The 18,964-nt window shown below is 44.6% G+C and carries 20 protein-coding genes; 5 read left to right on the top strand and 15 right to left on the bottom strand.

Annotated features, from left to right (window positions below; translation table 11 throughout):
* Positions 1-12: 12 nt before the first annotated feature.
* The 3 genes from G633_RS0113215 to G633_RS0113205 form a co-directional block, all read right to left on the bottom strand.
* Entirely contained in the window at positions 13-1,083 is a 1,071-nt protein-coding gene (locus tag G633_RS0113215) for a hypothetical protein (RefSeq protein ID WP_242838873.1), read from the bottom strand.
* 179 nt (positions 1,084-1,262) lie between these two features.
* Complete coding sequence (gene rd / locus G633_RS0113210) at positions 1,263-1,421, bottom strand: rubredoxin (RefSeq protein ID WP_026520182.1); 159 nt, start codon at positions 1,419-1,421, stop codon at positions 1,263-1,265.
* 33 nt (positions 1,422-1,454) lie between these two features.
* Positions 1,455-2,096 carry a flavin reductase gene (locus G633_RS0113205; protein ID WP_026520181.1) on the bottom strand — a complete coding sequence of 214 codons (642 nt, stop codon included), beginning with the start codon at positions 2,094-2,096 and terminating at the stop codon, positions 1,455-1,457.
* Between the two features lie 261 nt (positions 2,097-2,357).
* On the opposite strand from G633_RS0113205, the gene G633_RS0113195 reads away from it, so the two are divergent.
* The 3 genes from G633_RS0113195 to G633_RS0113185 are packed head-to-tail and all read left to right on the top strand — an operon-like array spanning position 2,358 to position 4,411.
* Positions 2,358-2,738, top strand: a complete 381-nt coding sequence (locus G633_RS0113195) for a hypothetical protein (protein ID WP_155834962.1) — start codon at positions 2,358-2,360, stop codon at positions 2,736-2,738.
* Between the two features lie 12 nt (positions 2,739-2,750).
* Positions 2,751-3,752, top strand: coding sequence for a type II TA system antitoxin MqsA family protein (locus G633_RS0113190; protein ID WP_026520178.1), 1,002 nt, complete (start codon positions 2,751-2,753; stop codon positions 3,750-3,752).
* A 2-nt stretch (positions 3,753-3,754) separates the two neighbouring features.
* On the top strand, positions 3,755-4,411 hold the full coding sequence (locus G633_RS0113185; RefSeq protein ID WP_026520177.1) for a DUF3800 domain-containing protein: 657 nt from the start codon (positions 3,755-3,757) through the stop codon (positions 4,409-4,411).
* A gap of 150 nt (positions 4,412-4,561) precedes the next feature.
* On the opposite strand, the gene rfbG is transcribed toward G633_RS0113185, so the two are convergent.
* From rfbG to pseC, 4 genes are all read right to left on the bottom strand, one after another.
* On the bottom strand, positions 4,562-5,635 hold the full coding sequence (rfbG, locus tag G633_RS18510) for a CDP-glucose 4,6-dehydratase (protein ID WP_035771407.1): 1,074 nt from the start codon (positions 5,633-5,635) through the stop codon (positions 4,562-4,564).
* A gap of 2 nt (positions 5,636-5,637) precedes the next feature.
* Positions 5,638-5,973 (bottom strand): helix-turn-helix domain-containing protein, encoded by a 336-nt coding sequence (locus G633_RS18505; protein ID WP_035771405.1) that lies wholly within the window; start codon positions 5,971-5,973, stop codon positions 5,638-5,640.
* Positions 5,974-6,142: 169 nt separating this feature from the next.
* The gene (locus G633_RS18500) at positions 6,143-6,943 is read right to left on the bottom strand and encodes a hypothetical protein (protein WP_035771404.1); all 801 of its coding nucleotides are present in this window, start codon (positions 6,941-6,943) and stop codon (positions 6,143-6,145) included.
* A 565-nt stretch (positions 6,944-7,508) separates the two neighbouring features.
* Positions 7,509-8,705: a UDP-4-amino-4,6-dideoxy-N-acetyl-beta-L-altrosamine transaminase gene (pseC, locus tag G633_RS0113165; protein WP_026520176.1), complete on the bottom strand. Its 1,197-nt coding sequence runs from the start codon at positions 8,703-8,705 to the stop codon at positions 7,509-7,511.
* Positions 8,706-8,839: 134 nt separating this feature from the next.
* Here pseC and G633_RS18495 point away from each other — a divergent pair, with 134 nt between their 5' ends.
* Positions 8,840-9,034 carry a DUF6465 family protein gene (locus tag G633_RS18495; protein WP_022768282.1) on the top strand — a complete coding sequence of 65 codons (195 nt, stop codon included), beginning with the start codon at positions 8,840-8,842 and terminating at the stop codon, positions 9,032-9,034.
* A 70-nt stretch (positions 9,035-9,104) separates the two neighbouring features.
* On the opposite strand, the gene G633_RS0113155 is transcribed toward G633_RS18495, so the two are convergent.
* A complete protein-coding gene (locus G633_RS0113155) occupies positions 9,105-9,290 on the bottom strand; it encodes a hypothetical protein (protein WP_026520175.1) in 186 nt (61 codons plus the stop codon).
* Positions 9,287-10,168, bottom strand: a complete 882-nt coding sequence (locus tag G633_RS20155) for a hypothetical protein (RefSeq protein ID WP_026520174.1) — start codon at positions 10,166-10,168, stop codon at positions 9,287-9,289. The genes G633_RS0113155 and G633_RS20155 overlap by 4 nt, the downstream gene beginning before the upstream one ends.
* 64 nt (positions 10,169-10,232) lie before the next feature.
* On the opposite strand from G633_RS20155, the gene G633_RS20150 reads away from it, so the two are divergent.
* Positions 10,233-11,483, top strand: a complete 1,251-nt coding sequence (locus tag G633_RS20150) for a sensor histidine kinase (RefSeq protein ID WP_196804263.1) — start codon at positions 10,233-10,235, stop codon at positions 11,481-11,483.
* A 187-nt stretch (positions 11,484-11,670) separates the two neighbouring features.
* On the opposite strand, the gene G633_RS0113140 is transcribed toward G633_RS20150, so the two are convergent.
* From G633_RS0113140 to G633_RS19450, 6 genes are all read right to left on the bottom strand, one after another.
* Complete coding sequence (locus G633_RS0113140; protein ID WP_026520172.1) at positions 11,671-12,396, bottom strand: lysophospholipid acyltransferase family protein; 726 nt, start codon at positions 12,394-12,396, stop codon at positions 11,671-11,673.
* Between the two features lie 4 nt (positions 12,397-12,400).
* The gene (locus G633_RS18490) at positions 12,401-13,447 is read right to left on the bottom strand and encodes a 5'-3' exonuclease (RefSeq protein ID WP_022768288.1); all 1,047 of its coding nucleotides are present in this window, start codon (positions 13,445-13,447) and stop codon (positions 12,401-12,403) included.
* A gap of 166 nt (positions 13,448-13,613) precedes the next feature.
* A complete protein-coding gene (locus G633_RS0113130) occupies positions 13,614-14,741 on the bottom strand; it encodes an RNA-guided endonuclease TnpB family protein (RefSeq protein WP_035771402.1) in 1,128 nt (375 codons plus the stop codon).
* 263 nt (positions 14,742-15,004) lie between these two features.
* Positions 15,005-15,553, bottom strand: a complete 549-nt coding sequence (locus G633_RS0113125; protein ID WP_081664783.1) for a GNAT family N-acetyltransferase — start codon at positions 15,551-15,553, stop codon at positions 15,005-15,007.
* 319 nt (positions 15,554-15,872) lie between these two features.
* Positions 15,873-16,700, bottom strand: a complete 828-nt coding sequence (locus tag G633_RS0113120) for an endo alpha-1,4 polygalactosaminidase (protein ID WP_051200215.1) — start codon at positions 16,698-16,700, stop codon at positions 15,873-15,875.
* A 46-nt stretch (positions 16,701-16,746) separates the two neighbouring features.
* Positions 16,747-17,511 carry a hypothetical protein gene (locus tag G633_RS19450; RefSeq protein ID WP_196804262.1) on the bottom strand — a complete coding sequence of 255 codons (765 nt, stop codon included), beginning with the start codon at positions 17,509-17,511 and terminating at the stop codon, positions 16,747-16,749.
* Positions 17,512-18,964 lie beyond the last annotated feature (1,453 nt).

Genomic DNA, 18,964 nt, shown 5'->3' with positions numbered 1-18,964 from the left:
TGATCATGAGAATTAAATATCGCGAAGAATTTGCAGTCTTTTCTCAAACATGGCCGCGTCGGTACTGCGAGAGCCAAAGATATCCGGATCTATTTCTTTTAACTGATTAAGACCTATTTCCTTAACAGCCTCGATTGCAGCCTGTTTCTGGGAAATGTGTCTTGGAAGGGTAGTCTGACACAAGGCGCCTTCCTCAGTATCATACCCTCTAAAGGCCTGATTGAAATCCATCAGATCGTAGAGTCTGAGCATTTTACCGTCAGAATTATCCACAAGCACGCCCCAGTTTTCCCAGTGTCTATCTGTATTACCCACCAGATAATCCAAAATGTTCATCATATAGTATCCATGAGCATCGAGTTTTATAATTTCCTGAGTCGGATCAAGGTCATGATTAACCGCATATATATCAAAAGCTGCTCTGGTGATCATACTGTACTTCAAGCCAATTCCTTTTATAAGCTTGCTTGACGTGACCTTTTCTCCGTCATATTCGCTCAGTTCATATAAAACCTGGTTGCAGTCAAAATTACGGCAAATCTCGCTGGCAAGTATTTCATTTTCCACACACTGACTGTCTCCATCTTTGAAGAGATAGAAACCATCTTCTTTTCTGATCCAGGCCTTTGGAAAAACTCCGCTGGTTGAAGTATCGGTTGCAACAAGATGGGCATTTTCAACCGTCATTGATCTGCCTCTTAAAGCCACATCGACAAAGGCGTTATCTAAATGGTTCTCAAAAAGATTAATGTCAGAAAACTTAGCATTATCATTTTCATCTTTGACCCAGAAATCGTCTGTAAGAGTAAGACAGTGATAGCTTAGTGCAATCTGAGCCCGCTCCTTATCCGTCTTTCCCTGAGATGCTCCAATACTTCCAAGTATCTCTTTTGCATATTTGCGGTCAAGAGTTATGACTCTGGAGGCACACCAGAAATTGAAATTGGTAACATTATTAACCAGTGCATCAACATCTAAATCCCGGCATTCTTCCAACCAAAGGTCAAAAGGCATGAGCTCAGGTTTCAAAATTCTGGCATGCCCGGAACTTCCCATGGTCGCTATTATTTTTTCACCTCTCATTATATGCCAAGTGGACATTTCTGCTCCTTATCTGATCAATTAAATGATATCCATAAAACGTCTATCGTACCTCTACTTCAATTCTATAACTAAAGCCGATTAAATCAACACCCAAAAACCTGCCAGCACTTTTCTATCAGCGATGGCAGGCCTTTTTTAGTTCTATTCAGTTGTCACCCTTATTCCTGTGCTGTGAAATCATCCTTGCCTACGCTGCAGAGTGGGCAGGTGAAATCATCGGGAAGATCTTCCCAATTGGTTCCCGGAGCGATGCCATTATCGGGATCGCCTGCTGCCTCGTCGTAAACATAGCCACATACGTTACATACATATTTCATAAGATTAGTCCTCCTATCTTTTGGGTTCATCTATTAGCGGATGATCTTTTCAAAGTCGTCTTTGCCGTGCTTGCAGATCGGGCAGATGAAGTCGTCGGGAAGGTCTTCGCCGACATACTCATAGCCACAGATTGTGCAGCGCCACACGGTCTCGCCCTTAGGGGTTGTGCCTACTGCCTGAGGTTTTGGCTTGATGTCGCTTTGGTAAAACTCGTAGGTGCAGGACTGGGCGTCCGAGAGAACTGTCATGAAGGTCGGTTCGCAGATGAAGAGAGTGTGTGAGCCGAGGTCAACAAGCTCTTTTACCTTAAGAGAAAAGTAGGCGTTGGTGCCATCTGTTATATATGGAATGCCATTGTCGGCAAGGGCGTAGTTGCCGGGCGCGTAGTCTGCGCTGAACTTGTCGACATCGCGGCCGGACTGGAAGCCGAAGTGCTTGAAGAGGTCAAAGGTGGCTTCTTTGCTGATGACTGATATGTTGCAGGCCATAGTGGCTTTGATCATGTAATGGGTGTAGTTAGCCTTGTTAACTGCGATGGAAATGGTGTTGGGGTCTGATGCGACCTGGACTGCGGTGTTGATTATGCAGCCGTTCTTCTTGTCGCCCTGGGTGGCGGTGCAGACGAAGAGGCCGTAGGAGAGCTTGTACATGGCTTTGTTGTTGAATTCCGGCATGGCTTTTTTCCTCCTTATTAGGGTGTGGTGGTGGTTGGTGTCTGTGGCGCGTTTGGTGGTGCGGGGGGTGGTTGTAATTTCGTTTATATTTGTATTTATAATTATACAGAAGGGGGTTCACGATTGGAAGAGGTTAATGGAATGTTTATATATTGAAAATGGTACACTATTGCAATTAATGTACCATTATGTTAGGATAAGATTGCGTAACGTAAGATTGTACCATGTAGGGCATAACATGGAGGAGACGGGGGAATATGAATGGATATTTTGTCTCCGAGCGAGGCACTATCTCGCTTGAAGCAACTCATAAAGAGCGGAAAGTATGGTATTAATTACACTTTTGTTCCAACAGACAAGAACAAGTTATTAATAGATACATACTATGTAGACGACAAAAAGCGAATTGAAATATTGCTGAGCTTGGAAGAACAAGATTATATAAAAGATGAATATAGCTATAATTCAGATAATCCTGATGATTACATGTATGTTTTCATTAAGAGAAATGTTCAGTTAATGCCAAGGTTTCACGAAGAAGCGCAATTTGATTATTTAGATATATACGTGAAGTTTTTCTTTGGAAATGATACGAACAGTTTTGTTGTAATCCTTTCAATGCACAAGGCAGGCGATTATTAAGAGGGGTAAGGTATGGACACTGAGAATAATGGTTTACTATGCTGGAAATGCAGAAAAATAGTTCCCTATACAATTAAAGCAAGGCACAGATCACGCTCAATTAACGGTAAGAACTATGAATATAACGAACGATATGGCATATGTTCAGTATGTCATAGTGAGATATCTGTTCCGGGGCTAATGGATGAAAACGAGAATCGCTTTGATATCATTTACAGGCGATTATCCGGCATCATTACCAAAGGCGATATTCGTGAGCTACTGAACAAGTATGACATCGAGAAAAGGCCACTATCCCACCTTCTTGGATTTGGGGAGCATACAATTTCCAGATATCTGGATGGACAGATTCCCAAGCGTGAGTATTCTGATCTTTTATTGCGCTTACTGCAAGATCATCTTGAGATGGAAAAAGTTCTCGAAGAAGGCAAAGATAGAATCACAAATGTAGCTTATAACAAAGTTAAGAAGAAAATTAATCTGATAAAGCAGATGACAAGCTGTAGCACAAAGCTTGAGTTAGTTGCGTTGTATATTGTTAACTCGCAGTATGAAGTCACAGACTTATCTCTTCAGAAACTACTCTATTTCGTCAAAGCTTTTTCACTTGGTGTTTTTGACGAAGATGCTGTATTTGATGGCACATGTGAAGCCTGGGCTTACGGGCCGGTTTTTCCTGATATTTACAAAAAATACAAAACATTTGGTGATTCGCTTATACCTAAAATCGATCCGGATCCAAGTTGTTTTGCAGGACTGAAAGCTGAGGATAAGAAAATTATAGACTTTGTGCTTAATACGTTCGGAAGGCTGAACGGTAAAGTGCTGATGGATATAACTCATAAGGAAGAACCATGGAATGCTGCCAGGGTCGGACTAGAGACCTTTGAAATGTCTAAAAATGTTATATCCGATTCGAGTATAGGCGATTACTATAAAGGAATTAACAAGATATATGATCTGACTACGCGAGAAGGTGTAAATAAATATATTGATAGTTTATTTGAGGAATAAGGATGGATCGTTACTTAATTTTTGATGAATCAGGCAATTTAGGAGCAAATGTCCGTTTCTTTGTAATAGCATGTGTTGATACGTATAGCTTTAAGCCTTTACACAACGTAATGAAAAGGAAACTTGGAATCGCCAAAAAAATCTTTATTGAACTTGGAAGCCTACATGCGCATGAAATCAAAGCTAAGGATGCATATCCTTGTATTAAATACCATATTGCTGAAGTTCTATCCCAGAAAGACATACGAATCTCATATATAGTTGCAGATTTAAAACACGTTAGTCCTAAACTCCTAGAACAGAAAAATATATTTTATAATTACTTAATGCGTATTCTGATGGATCATCTACTATCTAAGGATGATGAAGGCTCAACTATCCATGTAATCTATGATAATCATACAACAAAAGTAGGCTCTGTAAATTCACTCGAAGAGTATCTTCTACTGCATTTTGTTTATGACAAAGGCTACAATCTAGATTTAAAGTTTAAGTGCATGGATTCCGACTCATCTGATGCATACGTTGTTCAAGCGGCTGACTATGCAGCCAACGCAATTTACAGTCATTTTGAGTATAACGTGAATACTTACTATGACCTACTCAAACTTGTAACCAAGCACAAAATCAAATTTCCTACTAAAAGTTTTATGAAATAATTCATATAGTGCTTGAAATCAGTGCCTATTGATTGTAATATAATAAGACCAAATATTGTTATGATTTTAAGGGTGTGTAAGCCTATTATAGCGTGCGAACATTTAAGCATAAGTTGCCTGTGTGGCAACCACTATATTAGCAGCACCCTTTTAATAATTAATTATTTGTCTTCTAGTGAAATCATACATATCTTCGCCGTTGTTCCAGGCTTTGTACCACTCTACTGTATTGCGTATGGCTTCATCTACATGCCACTCGGGTTCCCAGCCAAAGGTGGTGCGGGCTTTGGTGCAGTCGAGCTTGAGGAAACTGGCTTCGTGAGGGGCATTGGCTTCTGCATGGTTCTCCCACTTGGTGTTGTCTCCCCAGTATTTTACAAAGTAATCAGCAAGGTCTCCGGTATTGATGCAGTCCTCGTCGCGTGGACCGATGTTGTAATAGCCGGAAAGGCTCTTTTCCTCTGATTGGCGCATGGCAATCATTAGATAAGCGTAGAGGGGCTCGAGCACGTGCTGATAGGGCCTCGTGGAATACGGGTTGCGGACGATTATTGGCTGGTTCTTGATCGTCGCTCTGACGCAGTCCGGAATGATACGGTCATTGGCAAAGTCGCCGCCACCTATTACGTTGCCGGCTCTGGCTGTGGAAATGGCCGGTGCTGCGGGATCTGAGAAGAATGACTTCTTGTAGGAATGTGTCACGAGCTCAGAGCAGCTCTTGGAGTTGGAATATGGATCATAGCCGTCGAGCTTCTCATCCTCGGTAAAGCCGTGGTTCTCCAGGTCGTTGTTCTCGTAGACCTTGTCCGTGGTGACGTTGAGAAAGCTAGTGGCACCGGGGTGATTGCGGAGGCACTCGAGGATGTTTACGGTTCCCATGACATTGGTCTCGTAGGTGTAGCGCGGATCCTTGTAGGAATCGCGAACAATGGGCTGCGCTGCGAGATGAAGGACGACGTCAGGATTGGCCTCTACGTAGGCTTTCTCAAGTGAGTCGAGGTCGCGGATGTCACCGATGGTGCTGTGGATGCGGTTTTCAAGGCCCAGGATAGTGAAGAGATCGGGCTTGGTGTTTGGGGCTAGGGAATAACCGTAGACTTGTGCCCCAAGCTCTTTTAACATAAGGCAAAGCCAGCTGCCCTTGAAGCCTGTATGGCCGGTGAGGAAGACTCGCTTGCCGTTGTAGAAGGTCTTAAGTTCGGTGAATTTATTGGATGTGGTCATAATTATCGTTCATCTCCCCATTTAAATGTGTTTTTTGTACCAGCGGTAGTAGTCTTTTTATGAGCTCTTTGCTTGATCTTACCTCTATGTTTTTCAAGTAGAATTGATGGTCTTTTATCCATGTCCGGGATGGCGCTTAATACAGATTCAGTAAGTTCAAAGGCAATTGATAATTTCAAAAAGTTCTCTAATGATATGTCTTCACCATTTTCAAATCTCTGTATTGAGCGCAAGGAAAGCCCCGTGATGGATGAAAGCTCCTTTTGTGTTATTGAGCTCTCTATTCTTAGCCTTTTCATTCTTCTACTAATTTCTAGAAGGTATGCTTTCGATGTCATGGTTTGTTCCTCCAAGAAAATGATAACATTCCAAGACTTAAAGTGCAATATTTTACGCTTTATACCTGGATTATGGGGTTAACCCGCAATTTGTTGCATGTTATTTGTAATCACAGGCTAGCGCAATTTACGCAATTTACACAGTCTAGCACAGGCTAGATGGCTACGACTAGCCCCATCTGCTGCTGAGGACATCACCCTTGAGATAGAGGTTGCCCCGGGTGTTTGTTTTGATGGGTTCGAACAGGCCTCTGTCGGTCATGTAGGCTAGATTCTGGCGGGTGCAGGAAAGCTCCCTACAGCACTCCTGGGTGTCAATGATGTTGTGGCCAGCGAAGGTTATGAAGTCGGAAAGGGTTAATGGGATGGGCTTACCGGCAGCATAGAGTTCTGCTGCCGGAACATCTATGGAATCATTGAAGGTGATGTAATAGCCACCGGTTCCGACCATGCAGGAGTTCAGGAGTTTTGAGTTTTTGCAAACTTTCCCGGTTACGTCCTCGTTATCAAGTTTGGTGAGGTCGATTTTTCTTGTTTTGCCATCTGCAAAGAAGCAGAGAATGTTGTGGTCGTCCAGTACCGTGCAATCAATCAGATTTCTCTTTTGCCTGATTATCACGTAGTCGGGAAGGGTGGAGAGTTCGCGGATCGAAAGGCTGTCCTGGCAGCAACGGCCGTGGGATAGTTCGAGGAATTTCATCTCGTCATACTCTTTGAGTTTGTGGGTTCGGAGGATGCTTGAGATGTTCTGGCGGGTGCTGGGGATGATGCGACCACGGACCCACAATAGGCTTGCTTCTCTCGGGATTGTAAATACTCCTCTTTTAACAAAGGCGGCGAAAAGGAAGGGGGAAGTCCATTCATCAAGATCATTTTCCAGTTCAACTATGAAGGTCTTCACCTTTTTGTAATAAAGCAGTACACCCATTGTACGTCCTAAATACTCATCATATATTTCATAGCACTTCATTTCAAATTCCTCCAACTTAAAATTGTAATGTTTTATTTGACGCGCGTCAAATATATCCGGGTGATTGGGAAATGTACATCACAAGGTAGAGTATAGAGCTGTGTTGGTTGGAATTGATTTTTTAATTGCATCACAAAAAATGTCCTGGGAGAAATTAGTTGGAAATTACAAACTGTTTTGATGGCCGTGGTTTTGAAAATTTGATGCCTAACTCTTTTCCTGCATACCAGTACTCGGCCTACGGATGTCGTGTGATGTAGTTTTGGGCAAATATTGTTTTTTGGACTGTTGGGGGATTTTGCAATTTCCAACTATTTTTCATATGGAAGAGAGTTGTGGGGTGGTCGGAATAACGTTTCCAACCAACGTTCAAAAGGTCGGGCACTTGTGACGTAAAAATGAGCCACTGACTCCGTCCCCGGAGGTCATTTAGTGCAAACCGGCCTACGCTTCCGAGAATGGTCCCTACCCCCCGTCCCTGGGGACCAAAAATGAGCCACTGACTCCGTCCCCAGGGTTCAAAATGGCAAGAAAAAGTTTCCCCGGTGAACAGGGAAGCCTATTATTACTTTCTGTAGTAGTTGATGATCTTCTTGACGGCGGTGATTACGCTCTCTACGTCTTCGTCGGTCATCATCGGGTAGAGAGGAATGCTCATGATGCCCTTGTAGATGCTCTCGGCAACCGGGCAGAGGCCTTTCTCGTAGCCCATCTTCTGGTAGAACGGGAAGAAGTAGACCGGTACGTAGTGGACCTGGCACTGGACGTTCTCGGCGCTCATAGCGTCGAAGAACTCACGGCGAGTGCAGGTAAGCTTATCAAGCTTAAGCTGAATGATGTACAGGTGCCTTGTTGTGTCAGACTGAGGGATCTCTTTCTGGATGAAGAGCTCAGGGACGTCGGCGAAGGCTTCGTTGTATCTCTTTACGATCTCTTTTCTTCTATTTGAGAACTCGGTGAGTTTCTTGAGCTGGCTTGAAAGGAGCGCTGCCTGGAAGTCAGTCATACGGTAGTTAAAGCCAAGGGTCTGCATCTCGTAAACCCAGATTCCTTCAGGGTTCTTGTCGACGAAGTCTGCAGGGTCGTGAACGATTCCGTGCTGGCTTGCAAGGTGGAGCTTCTTGTAAAGCTCAGGGTCGTTGGTGGTGATGGCTCCGCCCTCTCCGGAAGTGATGGTCTTGACCGGGTGGAAGCTAAAGCAGGTCATATCGCCAAGTGAGCCCTCGGGCTTGCCATTGTACTTGGTGCCGATAGCATGGGCTGCGTCGATGATAAGAGTCAGTCCGTGCTTATCGCAGATCTCGCGAATCCTGTCGTGCTCGACTGCCTGGCCTGTGAAATCAACTGCAACGACTGCCTTGGTGCGTTCTGTGATGTGCGCCTCGATTGAGTCGGGATCTATGTTGTAGGTCTCGGGATTGACGTCTGCAAAAACGGGCTTAGCTCCGACATAAATTGCGCAATTAGCTGATGCTGCGAAGGTCAGGGGTGTTGTGATAACTTCATCCCCCGGGCCAAGGCCTGCTGCGATAGCTGCACAATGAAGAGCTGCTGTTCCGTTACAAACTGCCACAGCGTATTTAGCACCTGTTACTTCGCAGAGCTTTTTCTCAAGTGCTGTTACTGATGGTCCGCAGGTGATAAGGTCGCCCTTAAGTGTTCCGGCAACTGCTGCAACGTCATCGTCGCCGATCCACTGGCGGCCGTAAAATATCTTTTCCGATCTGACGGGTGTTCCCCCGTGTATCGCAAGTTTCTCCATTAAGTATTCCTTCTTTCTGAAATTGATATAACTTATCATAACATAATTTCACAAAAGTTGAACAATTCAAAAAAGCGTATTATAATATCACCTAATAGTTTACATTTTCTTTTTATGAATAGGGAGGAACTAAAATGGCAGCAAAGGTTAACACAAAGATTGAGCTTCAGTTTGGTGAGAAGGCTGTTACTGATGATACACTCGTAGCAGCAGCTAAGAAGGCTTACGGCAAGAAGGATATCAAGAATCTTGACATCTATGTTAAGCCTGAAGAAGGCAAGGCTTACTACGTTGTAAACAACGATGTAACAGGAAGCTTCGACCTTTAATTCTGAGTTAGTTCAAAATGTTTGGGCCTCTACCTGATGGTAGAGGCCCATTTTTCGTGTTCATATAATTCTAGCCGACGTTCTTGGCGGCGATGAAGCAGGCGATAGCCATGATGACGGCGATGACGGCGAAGATCCTCATCCATTTGAAGGTCTCGGCCTCCTCTTCGCTTGCTTTATTAAGTTCTCCGATTGTGAAGAATACGACGCCGGCGATAAAGATTGCTGCGGCGTATATCAGGAGTAATTTATTCATAGGCTGAAATCTCCAAAAATGCTGGTATTGGCTGTGGCTTTCGCTGTTGTAGTGTAAGCCTTGATGATGGCCTTGGCGAGGTCGTTGCTTGTTGCGACAGTTGCATCGCCTGATGTCTGTTTAGCTGTTGAATCTGTTGTCTTCGCAGCAGTTGAGCTTGATTCCTTGTCTGCCACAGTCTTAAGCGCTGCTGTCAGTGAGTCTGTAGCAGTTGTATTGACTCCAAGCGAGTTTGCAAGCAGTGAGTTCACGTTAAGCTGGTCCAGAGACTGGGTCTGGAAGGGGTTCGCTGCTGTGGTAGTGCTCTGGCCAAGGGATGATGTGAGGGCAGATGTTACGCTGTTTAGGGCATTTGTACTGCCGGAGCTTGTGCTTTCTTCATCATTAGTTTTAAATAAAGAATTCGCAATCAGGTTGCCGGAGAAGTATCCGGAATTAGAAAGCTCTTTTAACGCTTCTGTACTAAGAGTTCCTGCATATGCATCAGCGTTGGCTGACTTGGCAGTACTTGCGTTTGTCGAAGAACTTCCGCTCTTGTCAGCGCCCGATGTGGCTGCCACGCTCTCTTTTGCCGAAGAAGTACTCTTACCGGCCTCGGAAATCTCAAGGAAGGCGCCGTTTATCTGCTCGAAGGTGGCGTTTATCCCGTCAGTTGCGGACTTCACCTGGCTCTGCACCATGGCGCCGATGTCCGGAACCTCGTCGATTTCACGGGTCTTGCTCTGGATGTTGGCCTTAATGGCCTCCGAAAGATCGGCCTGGAACTGGGCTTTGTCCGCCATTTCCTGGGCTCTCTGGGTTGCCTGCTGGCCAATGTCTGAAATTGAATTGAGATATTTGTTGACGGCTTTTGTCAGCCGCGAGATATCAAATGACATTTATTTCCCCCAAAATAAGCAACTATACCTACCAATATTATACACTATATCTTATACTTATGTTATGGAAACCACGAGATTTAGTCATTTACGAAACAGATTCAGATACAACTTAAAGCAGCTGGCAAAGTTCGAGGCGACCCCCGAAGTTGTGGAGCAGAAATCCAGGATCTCCATCATTCTTCTACTGGGGTTCATCATCTATGCAGTTGTGACGATCTATCCCTGCATCAAGAGCGGTTACATGCATGGAATGGTTACGAACATTGCCATTATTGTGTTATTTCTTTTATCTATATTGCATCTAAAACTCTACAAAAATCACACCATAACGACGATACTGACTTCATTCGGGCTCAATGCGATCCTGTTCTTCCACTTCATCATGGAAGTTGACTGGACCATCGGAATGGACGCGTTCTGGCTCTTTATCCTGATCATGCCCTTCATTACGGACTACCTGGCGGGCGCCATCTACGGTACGATAGCAGCGTTTTCAGGGCTGGCCCTTAGTATCCTGTGTTTCCGGACACCCATGCTCTATTACCTGCAGCCCTACGGCAGCAACATGGTGAGATGGTACACAGTAATTTACCTGGTTACCATGATCGCCGGGGCAATCACTTCCTACGAGCTGACGGCGCATCAGATCGACAAAAAAGTTTCCGACGAAAAGATCGCTTATCTCCAGGCCGAGCGCACCGAGCGTCTTAAGAAGCTCCTCTCCGTATATGAGAGCAATGAGCAGACCATCCGCAAGTACAAGCACGACATCAGGCACTTCAACCGTGTGCTGGCGGGCTTTATCCAGAACCAGGAATATGACAAAGCCGCATCCTACCTGCAGGAATTCGATTCCATGCTTGAGGGCGTGACGGCAGTTTCCTTCTGTGAGAACACTATCGTCAACGAGCTCCTGACCATCTACGCAAGCCAGTGCCAGAAGCTTGGCTTCAAGCCCAGGATCAGGGCAGATGTGCCTGAACGCTTCGCTATCGAGGAAACAGACCTGACATCACTTGTGGCCAACGCGCTGGAGAACGCAGTCGAGGCCCTGACTCATGTGGATCAGGACAAAAGAGCTCTTCAGGTCGAGATCTCTTTTGACGGGCGCAAGCTAAAGCTCCTGACCAAGAACCCCGCGGGAAGAGTGGTTTCTTTTAGGGATAACGGACTGCCGATCAGTACGAGACCGGTGCAGAGCGGAATTGGTACAGCTCAGATCAAGGCTATTGCGGAGAAGTATGGCGGAGTGGCGAGTTTTTCGCAGGAAGATGGGGTGTTTGTGGTTAAGGCTGTTTTGACATGTATGTGATGGGGAGTCAGTGGGGACGGTTCAGTTTGGCGTGAGTCAGTGGGGACGTAACAGTTTGACTCATTTTGGTTCGCAAAATGAGTCAAACTGTTACGTCCCCACTGACTCACGCCAAACTGAACCGTCCCCACTGACTCACCCACTGACTTACCTGCTGACTTGCACAAAAAAGCATCCTGCCGGGCGATTACGCGCTGGCAAGATGCTCTTTTATTTTGTCTTTTATTCTGTTCTCCACCATCTCTGCAATCTCGGTGGTCTTCATTCCCTTGTAATCTTCATAATAAATCGGATCAAGGTAGTAAACATATGTCGTAACCGGGCCCTTATGCGGACTGTTGTAAACCTTGTAGGAATCAACCAGCGCAACCGGCACGATTGGCGCCTTGGCCATCTGAGCAAGCTTAAAGCTTCCGGGTTTGAAGTGCTCTACGATATTCTGATTATTCTCTTTGTAGCCGCCCTCCGGGAAAAGGATGAATTTCTTTCCCTGAGTCTTGATCTCCTGCGCCATTTCCTGGAACACGTGCAGGGTCTGGCGAAGATCGTCGAGTATTATCGATTTGCCATCCACCAGCATCAGAAATTCCGCAACCAGTATGATATGTGCCTTGGCCTCGTCCATCACAAAGGACAGGGGCTTTTTGTGGACGCTGAAGATTCCGGGAACATCGTATTTTCCTTGATGGTTGGGGTAAAGAATGTAGCCGCCCTCCTTGGGGAGCTTGTCCTCGCCAAAGCATATGGTCTTGTAGCCTGAGGACTTGTTCATCTTGTCAACCATTGTCTGGGCTACTGCGTAGCGCTCCTCGACGCTGTGGCGCTCGGGATGGCGCATCCAGATTCTGGCTTTTACCACATAGTAAATGATGCGGTGAAGGTTGATTAGTATGGTTTTTGTGTAATTGGTCATGGGGTTAAATCATCTCCAGAGCAGCAAAAAGTGACTTAAATCCGTACTTTTCGAACTGCTCTTTGGCCTTTTCTTTATTGATATTGAGTTTGAAATCATCCAGATTGTCGGATATCGGATAATCTCTGCGGATCTGAGCAAGGTCTTTTGACAAAAAAGCCATGTCCCTGTACTCATTAAGCGCCTTCATAGGGCTGCGACTGATGCCGAGGTCCTCCTTCCAGGATGTGGCAAGGGTCTTGAGGTCCTTGTCAGTGGGGCAGGCATCGATGGCTTCGTAAATGCCCTCAACGGTGCCATAGTGCGCAAGAAGCGGGATTGCAGCGCTGCTGACGCCCTTAACTCCGGGGATATTGTCGCTGCTATCGCCCTGAATGCCCTTGAGATCCGGGATCTGCTCGGGGCGCACGCCGTACTCCTTAAGGCACAGGTCGGGAGTCACTTCGAAAGCCTTGTCTGGAAGGCTTGTGAGCTTCTTGTTCCAGCCAAACTCCGCGCCGTACTTGGCCTGGAGCTCGTCGGCTGTCTCCTGCTTGGTCTGAATCAGCCACACTCTGGTGTAGTCGCTGACCAGCTGAAGGTAGTCGTGATCTTTCGTTATTATATATGAAGGAATCTGTTTTTCAAATTTCGTTGAGGCGCTGCCAACGATGTCGTCAGCTTCGAAGCGGTCGTCGAACATAACGGGAAGTCCAAGCTCTTTTAACAAGTCTTCCATGTTCTGGAACTGCTCCTTGAGAGGCTCCGGGGTGTCGCCTCTGTTGCCCTTGTAGTCCGGATATTTCTCGCGCCTGAAGGTGTCCCTTGTGGTGTCGAAGGCAAACATCATGTGGGTGGGCTTCTGCTCAGCGATGATCTTCAGGATCGTGCGCATCATGCCGTACATGGCGTTTGTGTACTGCCCCGCGTCGTTATGCATAATCTGGGAAAAGAGCTTTTCCTTCTTCTCTGGGTCTTTTTCAAAAAGCAGAGCCTTCGGGAGGTTGCCGTAGTAGTTGGTAACCAGCATGGAACTGCCGTCTATAAGGATGAATTTATCTGTTGTGCTCATTTGTTAATCCTTGTTTGCTTGAACTACCACCACCGTCTATGACGGAAGTGGATTCCTGCTTCAGCCACCCAGGTTATTATCTCGCACAGGAAATATTCTGGTGAGTTTTCCCCACGGTGTCCACAGGCGTTTGGTTCCCGTAGTCCCTACGGTACCTTTATTTCGTTTATGCTACTGAAGGCAGCAAGGTTTTCCCTTTACTCAGGATATTTATCGCAGCATTTACGTCTCGGTCATGCATTGCCTTGCACTCAGGGCATGTCCATTTGCGGATAGTAAGGGCTTTGGTTTTCGGCTCCTTGTGTCCACATATATGACAGGTCTGTGTTGAGGCATAGAACCTTGGTACTTTTACAAGCATGCCACCACGAAGTGCCATCTTGTATTCGAGCATTGATATGAACTCAGACCATGATACATCACTTATGGATTTTGCAAGTCTGTGGTTTTTTGTCATCCCTGCTATATTTAGGTCTTCAATACATAGAAGGGAACACTTCCTGGCAAGATATGTGCTCTCTTTATGCAGAAAGTCATGTCTTGTATTTGATATCTTTTCATGAAGGCGTGCAACCTTGAGCTTCTGCTTACGCCAATTTGAAGAACCTTTCTTCATACGTGAAAGACGACGCTGTTCTCTGACTAGCTTATTCTCATATCTGTACAGGTATTTGGGATTGTCTTTCTTTGTCCCATCGTCCAGGATATAGAATGACTTAAGTCCCAGATCAAGGCCATGCTCATTTCCGTCATTACGTTTTGTAACAACAGATGATGCTATCTTTACTGTCAGTGATACAAAATACTTCCCTGAAGGCTTTTGTATTAGGGTGACATTTTCTATTATTCCTGGAACCTGACGAGAAAGCCTGATCTTTGTCCAGCCAAGCTTAGGAAGATGGATGTACCTATTATCGGCAGATATCCTTATGCCATCAGCTTGATTGCGTGTTCTGAATGAGAGCCCTGTACTTTTCTTGGCATGGTACAAGGGATAAGAAGCATCGCCACGCCAGAAGTTTTCAAAGGATCTCTGGAGGTCTTTGAGCTCCTCCTGAAGTGCCATTGAGTCAGCCTGCGCCAGCCATGGGTAGACAAGCTTTAAGTACTTCAGGTCATTTGCACAGTCATTGTAGTTCATACTGCGGTGCTGAGTGCGCCATGCAAGGCTTCTCAGGTTCAGATAGTAGTTGTGGATGAACCTACAGCAGTCAGCAGTAATCTGTGCTTTTGCTTTTTGTAAGTCATTGGGATATATGCGGTACTGATATCTGAGGTAGATATACTCATCCATAGAAGCTGCTCCAAAACTTGTCTTATGCTAGTATTATAGCACTTTTGCAGCTCTTTAGCAAACGTATGTTCCCGTATTACAAAATTTAAACATCAGTGCGATTCATCCCACAACCGACTTCATCGGAAGGGGTTTTCTCGCACGTTATTATAATTATCTAATTATTATATAGAAAGATTGGGTGCCTTGGCAAGCATGGCGTGGATGCAGAGTCGGCGGCATTTAGCAGATTTGCCTGCAGCTCAGATCAGTGACAGCCTGCATTAGAGTGCCTTGGTAAAAAATCTTGTCATGGCGCTGTGATTAACGAAGTCCGGGCGCGGGATTTCAGTGTAGTCGCATTTCTCATACAGGTGGATCGCGGTTTCCAAGTTGTCGTGGGTCTCGAGGTATGAGGTTTTAAAGCCTGCTTCGCGCATCTTCTCTTCTACTAAGGTCATCAAGTCATAGCCAAGGCCCCGGCGCTTTACGGAATTGTCCAGGTAAAGCTTCTGGAGTTCTGCGGTGTTTGGCATCGGGTCGAACCTGGCAAAGCCCACTCCGCCAAGAACTGAGCCGGCGTTGTCGGTCAGGACGTAGTATTTGTGGTCTTCATCGCAGTAGTAGTCGCTGAGGTGATCGAGGCCGTCGTCGTAATAGACGGTTCCGGGGATGTCGAGTTTGTGCGCTTTTAAGTTGGTTCTGATCAGGGCCGCTACGACTGCGTTGTCTGACGGGGTCATTTCGCGATAGGTGTAGGGCTTGGCATCAGTGTGGGCTCCGGTTTGGGTGCTGGTTTGTGCGCCATCTTGGGCGCTGGTATTATTATGCATAGATTAGGTTTACTCCTTGTTCCAAGTAGTACTATTATAGCAGAATTCCTGGTCAGGTTTACCTAGTTTATGTTTGCAGAAAAATGCCGGTACATTGGCAAGATGTACCGGCTTTTAGGTAGGAGATTTCTTATGACTATTGTATTCCAAGTGACTTAGCATTGCCACCTGGTTAGTCTGAGCCGCTAAGCTTGGCGAGCTATAGTGGCTCGTATGTTGTTTTTGATTGTTAGCTCTTGCTAACATGGTAATATTAGCATAGGCTAACATGAAATGCAAGGGGGAAATTGAATTTTTTGCAAATTTCTTTTAAAAAGAACTAATTGTAATAATTCAGTTCGATAGAAGGGGATACATAGTACTTGTAATTGTGCTTATGGCAATAGCTTTTGATTTTTGCCGCAATAAAGGGATTTCTGGTGTATTCCAGAAGATAAATCTCGATACCCTGAGATGAATATTTCTCGATATAATCTTTGAAATACTCCCTGTCGTCTTTTGTACTTGCAGAAAAATGCCCGCTGTTCCAATCTATTCTTGTAAAAACAGATTCCTGATTGATTCCGGTGATGATGTCATCTGCTCTGCCACCACCGGCAGTATAGGCCTCGACAAATGCATCTCCGCCGTTCACTATAACATCAGCGCCCGTGGACTTAAGGCCTTCCATGATAACAGAAAGGCCTTCAAGTATCTCAGCTGTGGGGTACTGATAATAAACGTCGCAGTTGTCCACAAAATATCCATCAATTCCTTTTTCTAACAACTCCGGCGCAAGTGTTTCAAGCACAAAATCCTGCCAGATCGGCGAAGATACGTCGATCCATCTTTCCTCATCCCAATGCTCATAGTTGCCAAGAGTCAGGCTTTGGTATTCATCGTAGTAGGTGCGGAATGTTTCAAGAGATCCGATGTTGATGTAACTGTATACTTTGTGTCCCTGCTGTTTGAAGCTTTCTATGGATTCTTTTTCATAATACTGCGCATCAATTACCACTGTGTCATACGCTGAAAGCCTCTCCAGGTCATCTTCGTAACTTAAAAACACTCCGTACTGATCATTGTTATAGGAACAGGAAGTAATTATAAGGGATATAAGTGCCGTGGCTATAAATGCCACGGCAATAATAGGGCTATGTTTCTTCATTGGTTCTCATCCATTCATCAGATTTGGCTAGTAAAACATTATAGCATCATATGAGATAGCGCTCAATCACATCTACGACAGCTTCCATTGTGAAAGGATGTTTTTTGTCCTCGAAGGTCATAATCAGGTTAACTCCGGGAATATATCCATTGTTGAAGTACAGTTTAAGCTTCCGACTTGTCTTTTCAACATATTTGGGATCGTCTATCCTGCCAAAATGTTCCCAAATGATCAGTTTCTGATTCTTGCGGCTTTTGAGTGTGAAATCCGGGAAAAGCTCCACTCCATCAAGCACAAGTTTGTTTTCATAACGGTATGCGATTCCCTCAGCTAAGAGCCCGTCTGCTATGTTGGCTTCAGACTTAGAGCGTACCATTTCTCCTCTGATTGTAGGATGCGTCAATGCTTCAGGGTACTTCTGATTCTTCTCATAAGGCTCGTTTTCCCAGTTAACATCTACAAGAAGTTCCCTGTAGGGAGATGTCTTTTGCAGGAATCTCCTGTAGTTGACTTCACTGCAATTTACCAAGTAGCGTTCAATACAGTGAAGCTCATTTTGCTTGTCCAGCATAACTGCCCGGTCATAGGCTTTTCTGGCAAGCTTCTTAGCCTGCATCAGGTTTTCTCTCTTAATGTATGTGCGGGAATACTTGCCATCTTTTTCTTTTCGCTGGACATACCATTGTGGTTTGCCTTTTGAGGCGCTGATTACAAGTGTTCCCTTGGGGTAGCGCTCAATATCCCTTTTCAGCTTTTTGATTTCTTTTGCCAGCTGCGTTTTTCTGGCGTTGTAAAACTCTTTTCTATGCATAGTCTCCTTTTCCGCATGTGACAAATATGTGGAAAAAGAAATCATGACATATCTGTACATGCTTATGTAATTTCTTTTATCCACGATTAAGTGCCTGTGGATGCGGCAAAAAACAATAATCCGGGGAAATTTGGAAGAATATCCTGGGAATCCCTAGAAACAAGGATGATTGTATCAGAATGAATTCGATTTGTGAAGTAGAAAAACAGGTTAGATTTCACAAAATATAATAGGACACAAAATATTCACATTTTTATATCTGTTCTGACTGTTGGTCAGCGGGAATTGTCAGACAATTTTTTGTTGGAATTTATGCGGGTTATACGGGTGTCGTGAAACTTTTTTCCAAACAGAATTTAATGCTCGAAGAATTATGTTGCAAAACGGTAATAAATTTTATCATTTTATATTGAACGCAATGTATTGCTTATGATATATTTCCACTTGCGTCGCGCTACGAGAGTCTGCCTGAGCGTCACAAGAGGCGTTCGCCAAAAGAGCTCACGGCAAAGCATCACAGGTAAGGAGCGCACAGCCTGACTTTTGATAGCATCTAATTCACCGTTTTTATGAAAAGATGTGCGAGGTGAGTAACTTGTCAAAGGGATATTCACCATTATGTGTCCTCGTGGTCACAGAGAAGCCTTCAAGGCAAAAGTCGACCGGACATCAGACTGGACGATCGTCCAAAAGTCCGTGGTCATGCATCAAGAATCTGCGATTTCCGGATTGGAAATCGTCCTCAACCCGGATTCCTGATAGCGTCTTAAGATTGTTTATGATGTGAAATTCATTGATTTGTTTTTTAGAGCAAGTAGCTTTACTCCAGCTGCTTGCTCTTTTTTTGTTGTTTGTGGGTTTTATGTATTACAATTTATTATGTATTAATCAATTTATGTATTAATGTATTTTTATATTGTTGGAATTATGTCTTTTTGTCTTTTTGTCTTTTTTGTCTTGGTTCTGCATCACAACAGCTGCTATATGAGTCCCATGGTTTGAATCGTTTTTTGAAAAGCATAACAAAAATTGTCATATGAAAAATTAGTTGGAAATTACAAAACTCTACGTTTGGAAAATTTGAGGCCTAACACTTTGGCTACATCACAGTAGCCGGCTCCACGGTACTTTGTGATGTAGTTTTGCCACATATTTTTTGACGACTTCTATTTGACTCCAAAATCTTTTTTGAAATTTCCAACTATTTTTTATATGGAAGTGAGTTGTGGGGTGGTCGTAAATACGTTTCCAACCAACGTACATTATAGGTCGCCATGTGATGTAGTTTGAGCCGTAATATGATGTAATTAGAGTTGCAGACTGCGATATTATATTATTTCAGTCGCAAACCACAAATATTGGTACATATAAATAGCAATACACTGATATGAAATGCAGAAATAGCAATCAACAGCTATAAATACATGAATGGCACCAAAGGCACAAAAAAACG

This window comes from Butyrivibrio sp. FCS006 (assembly GCF_000424525.1).
Lineage (GTDB): Bacteria > Bacillota > Clostridia > Lachnospirales > Lachnospiraceae > Butyrivibrio.
This window is presented reverse-complemented; position numbering and strand designations above follow the sequence as displayed.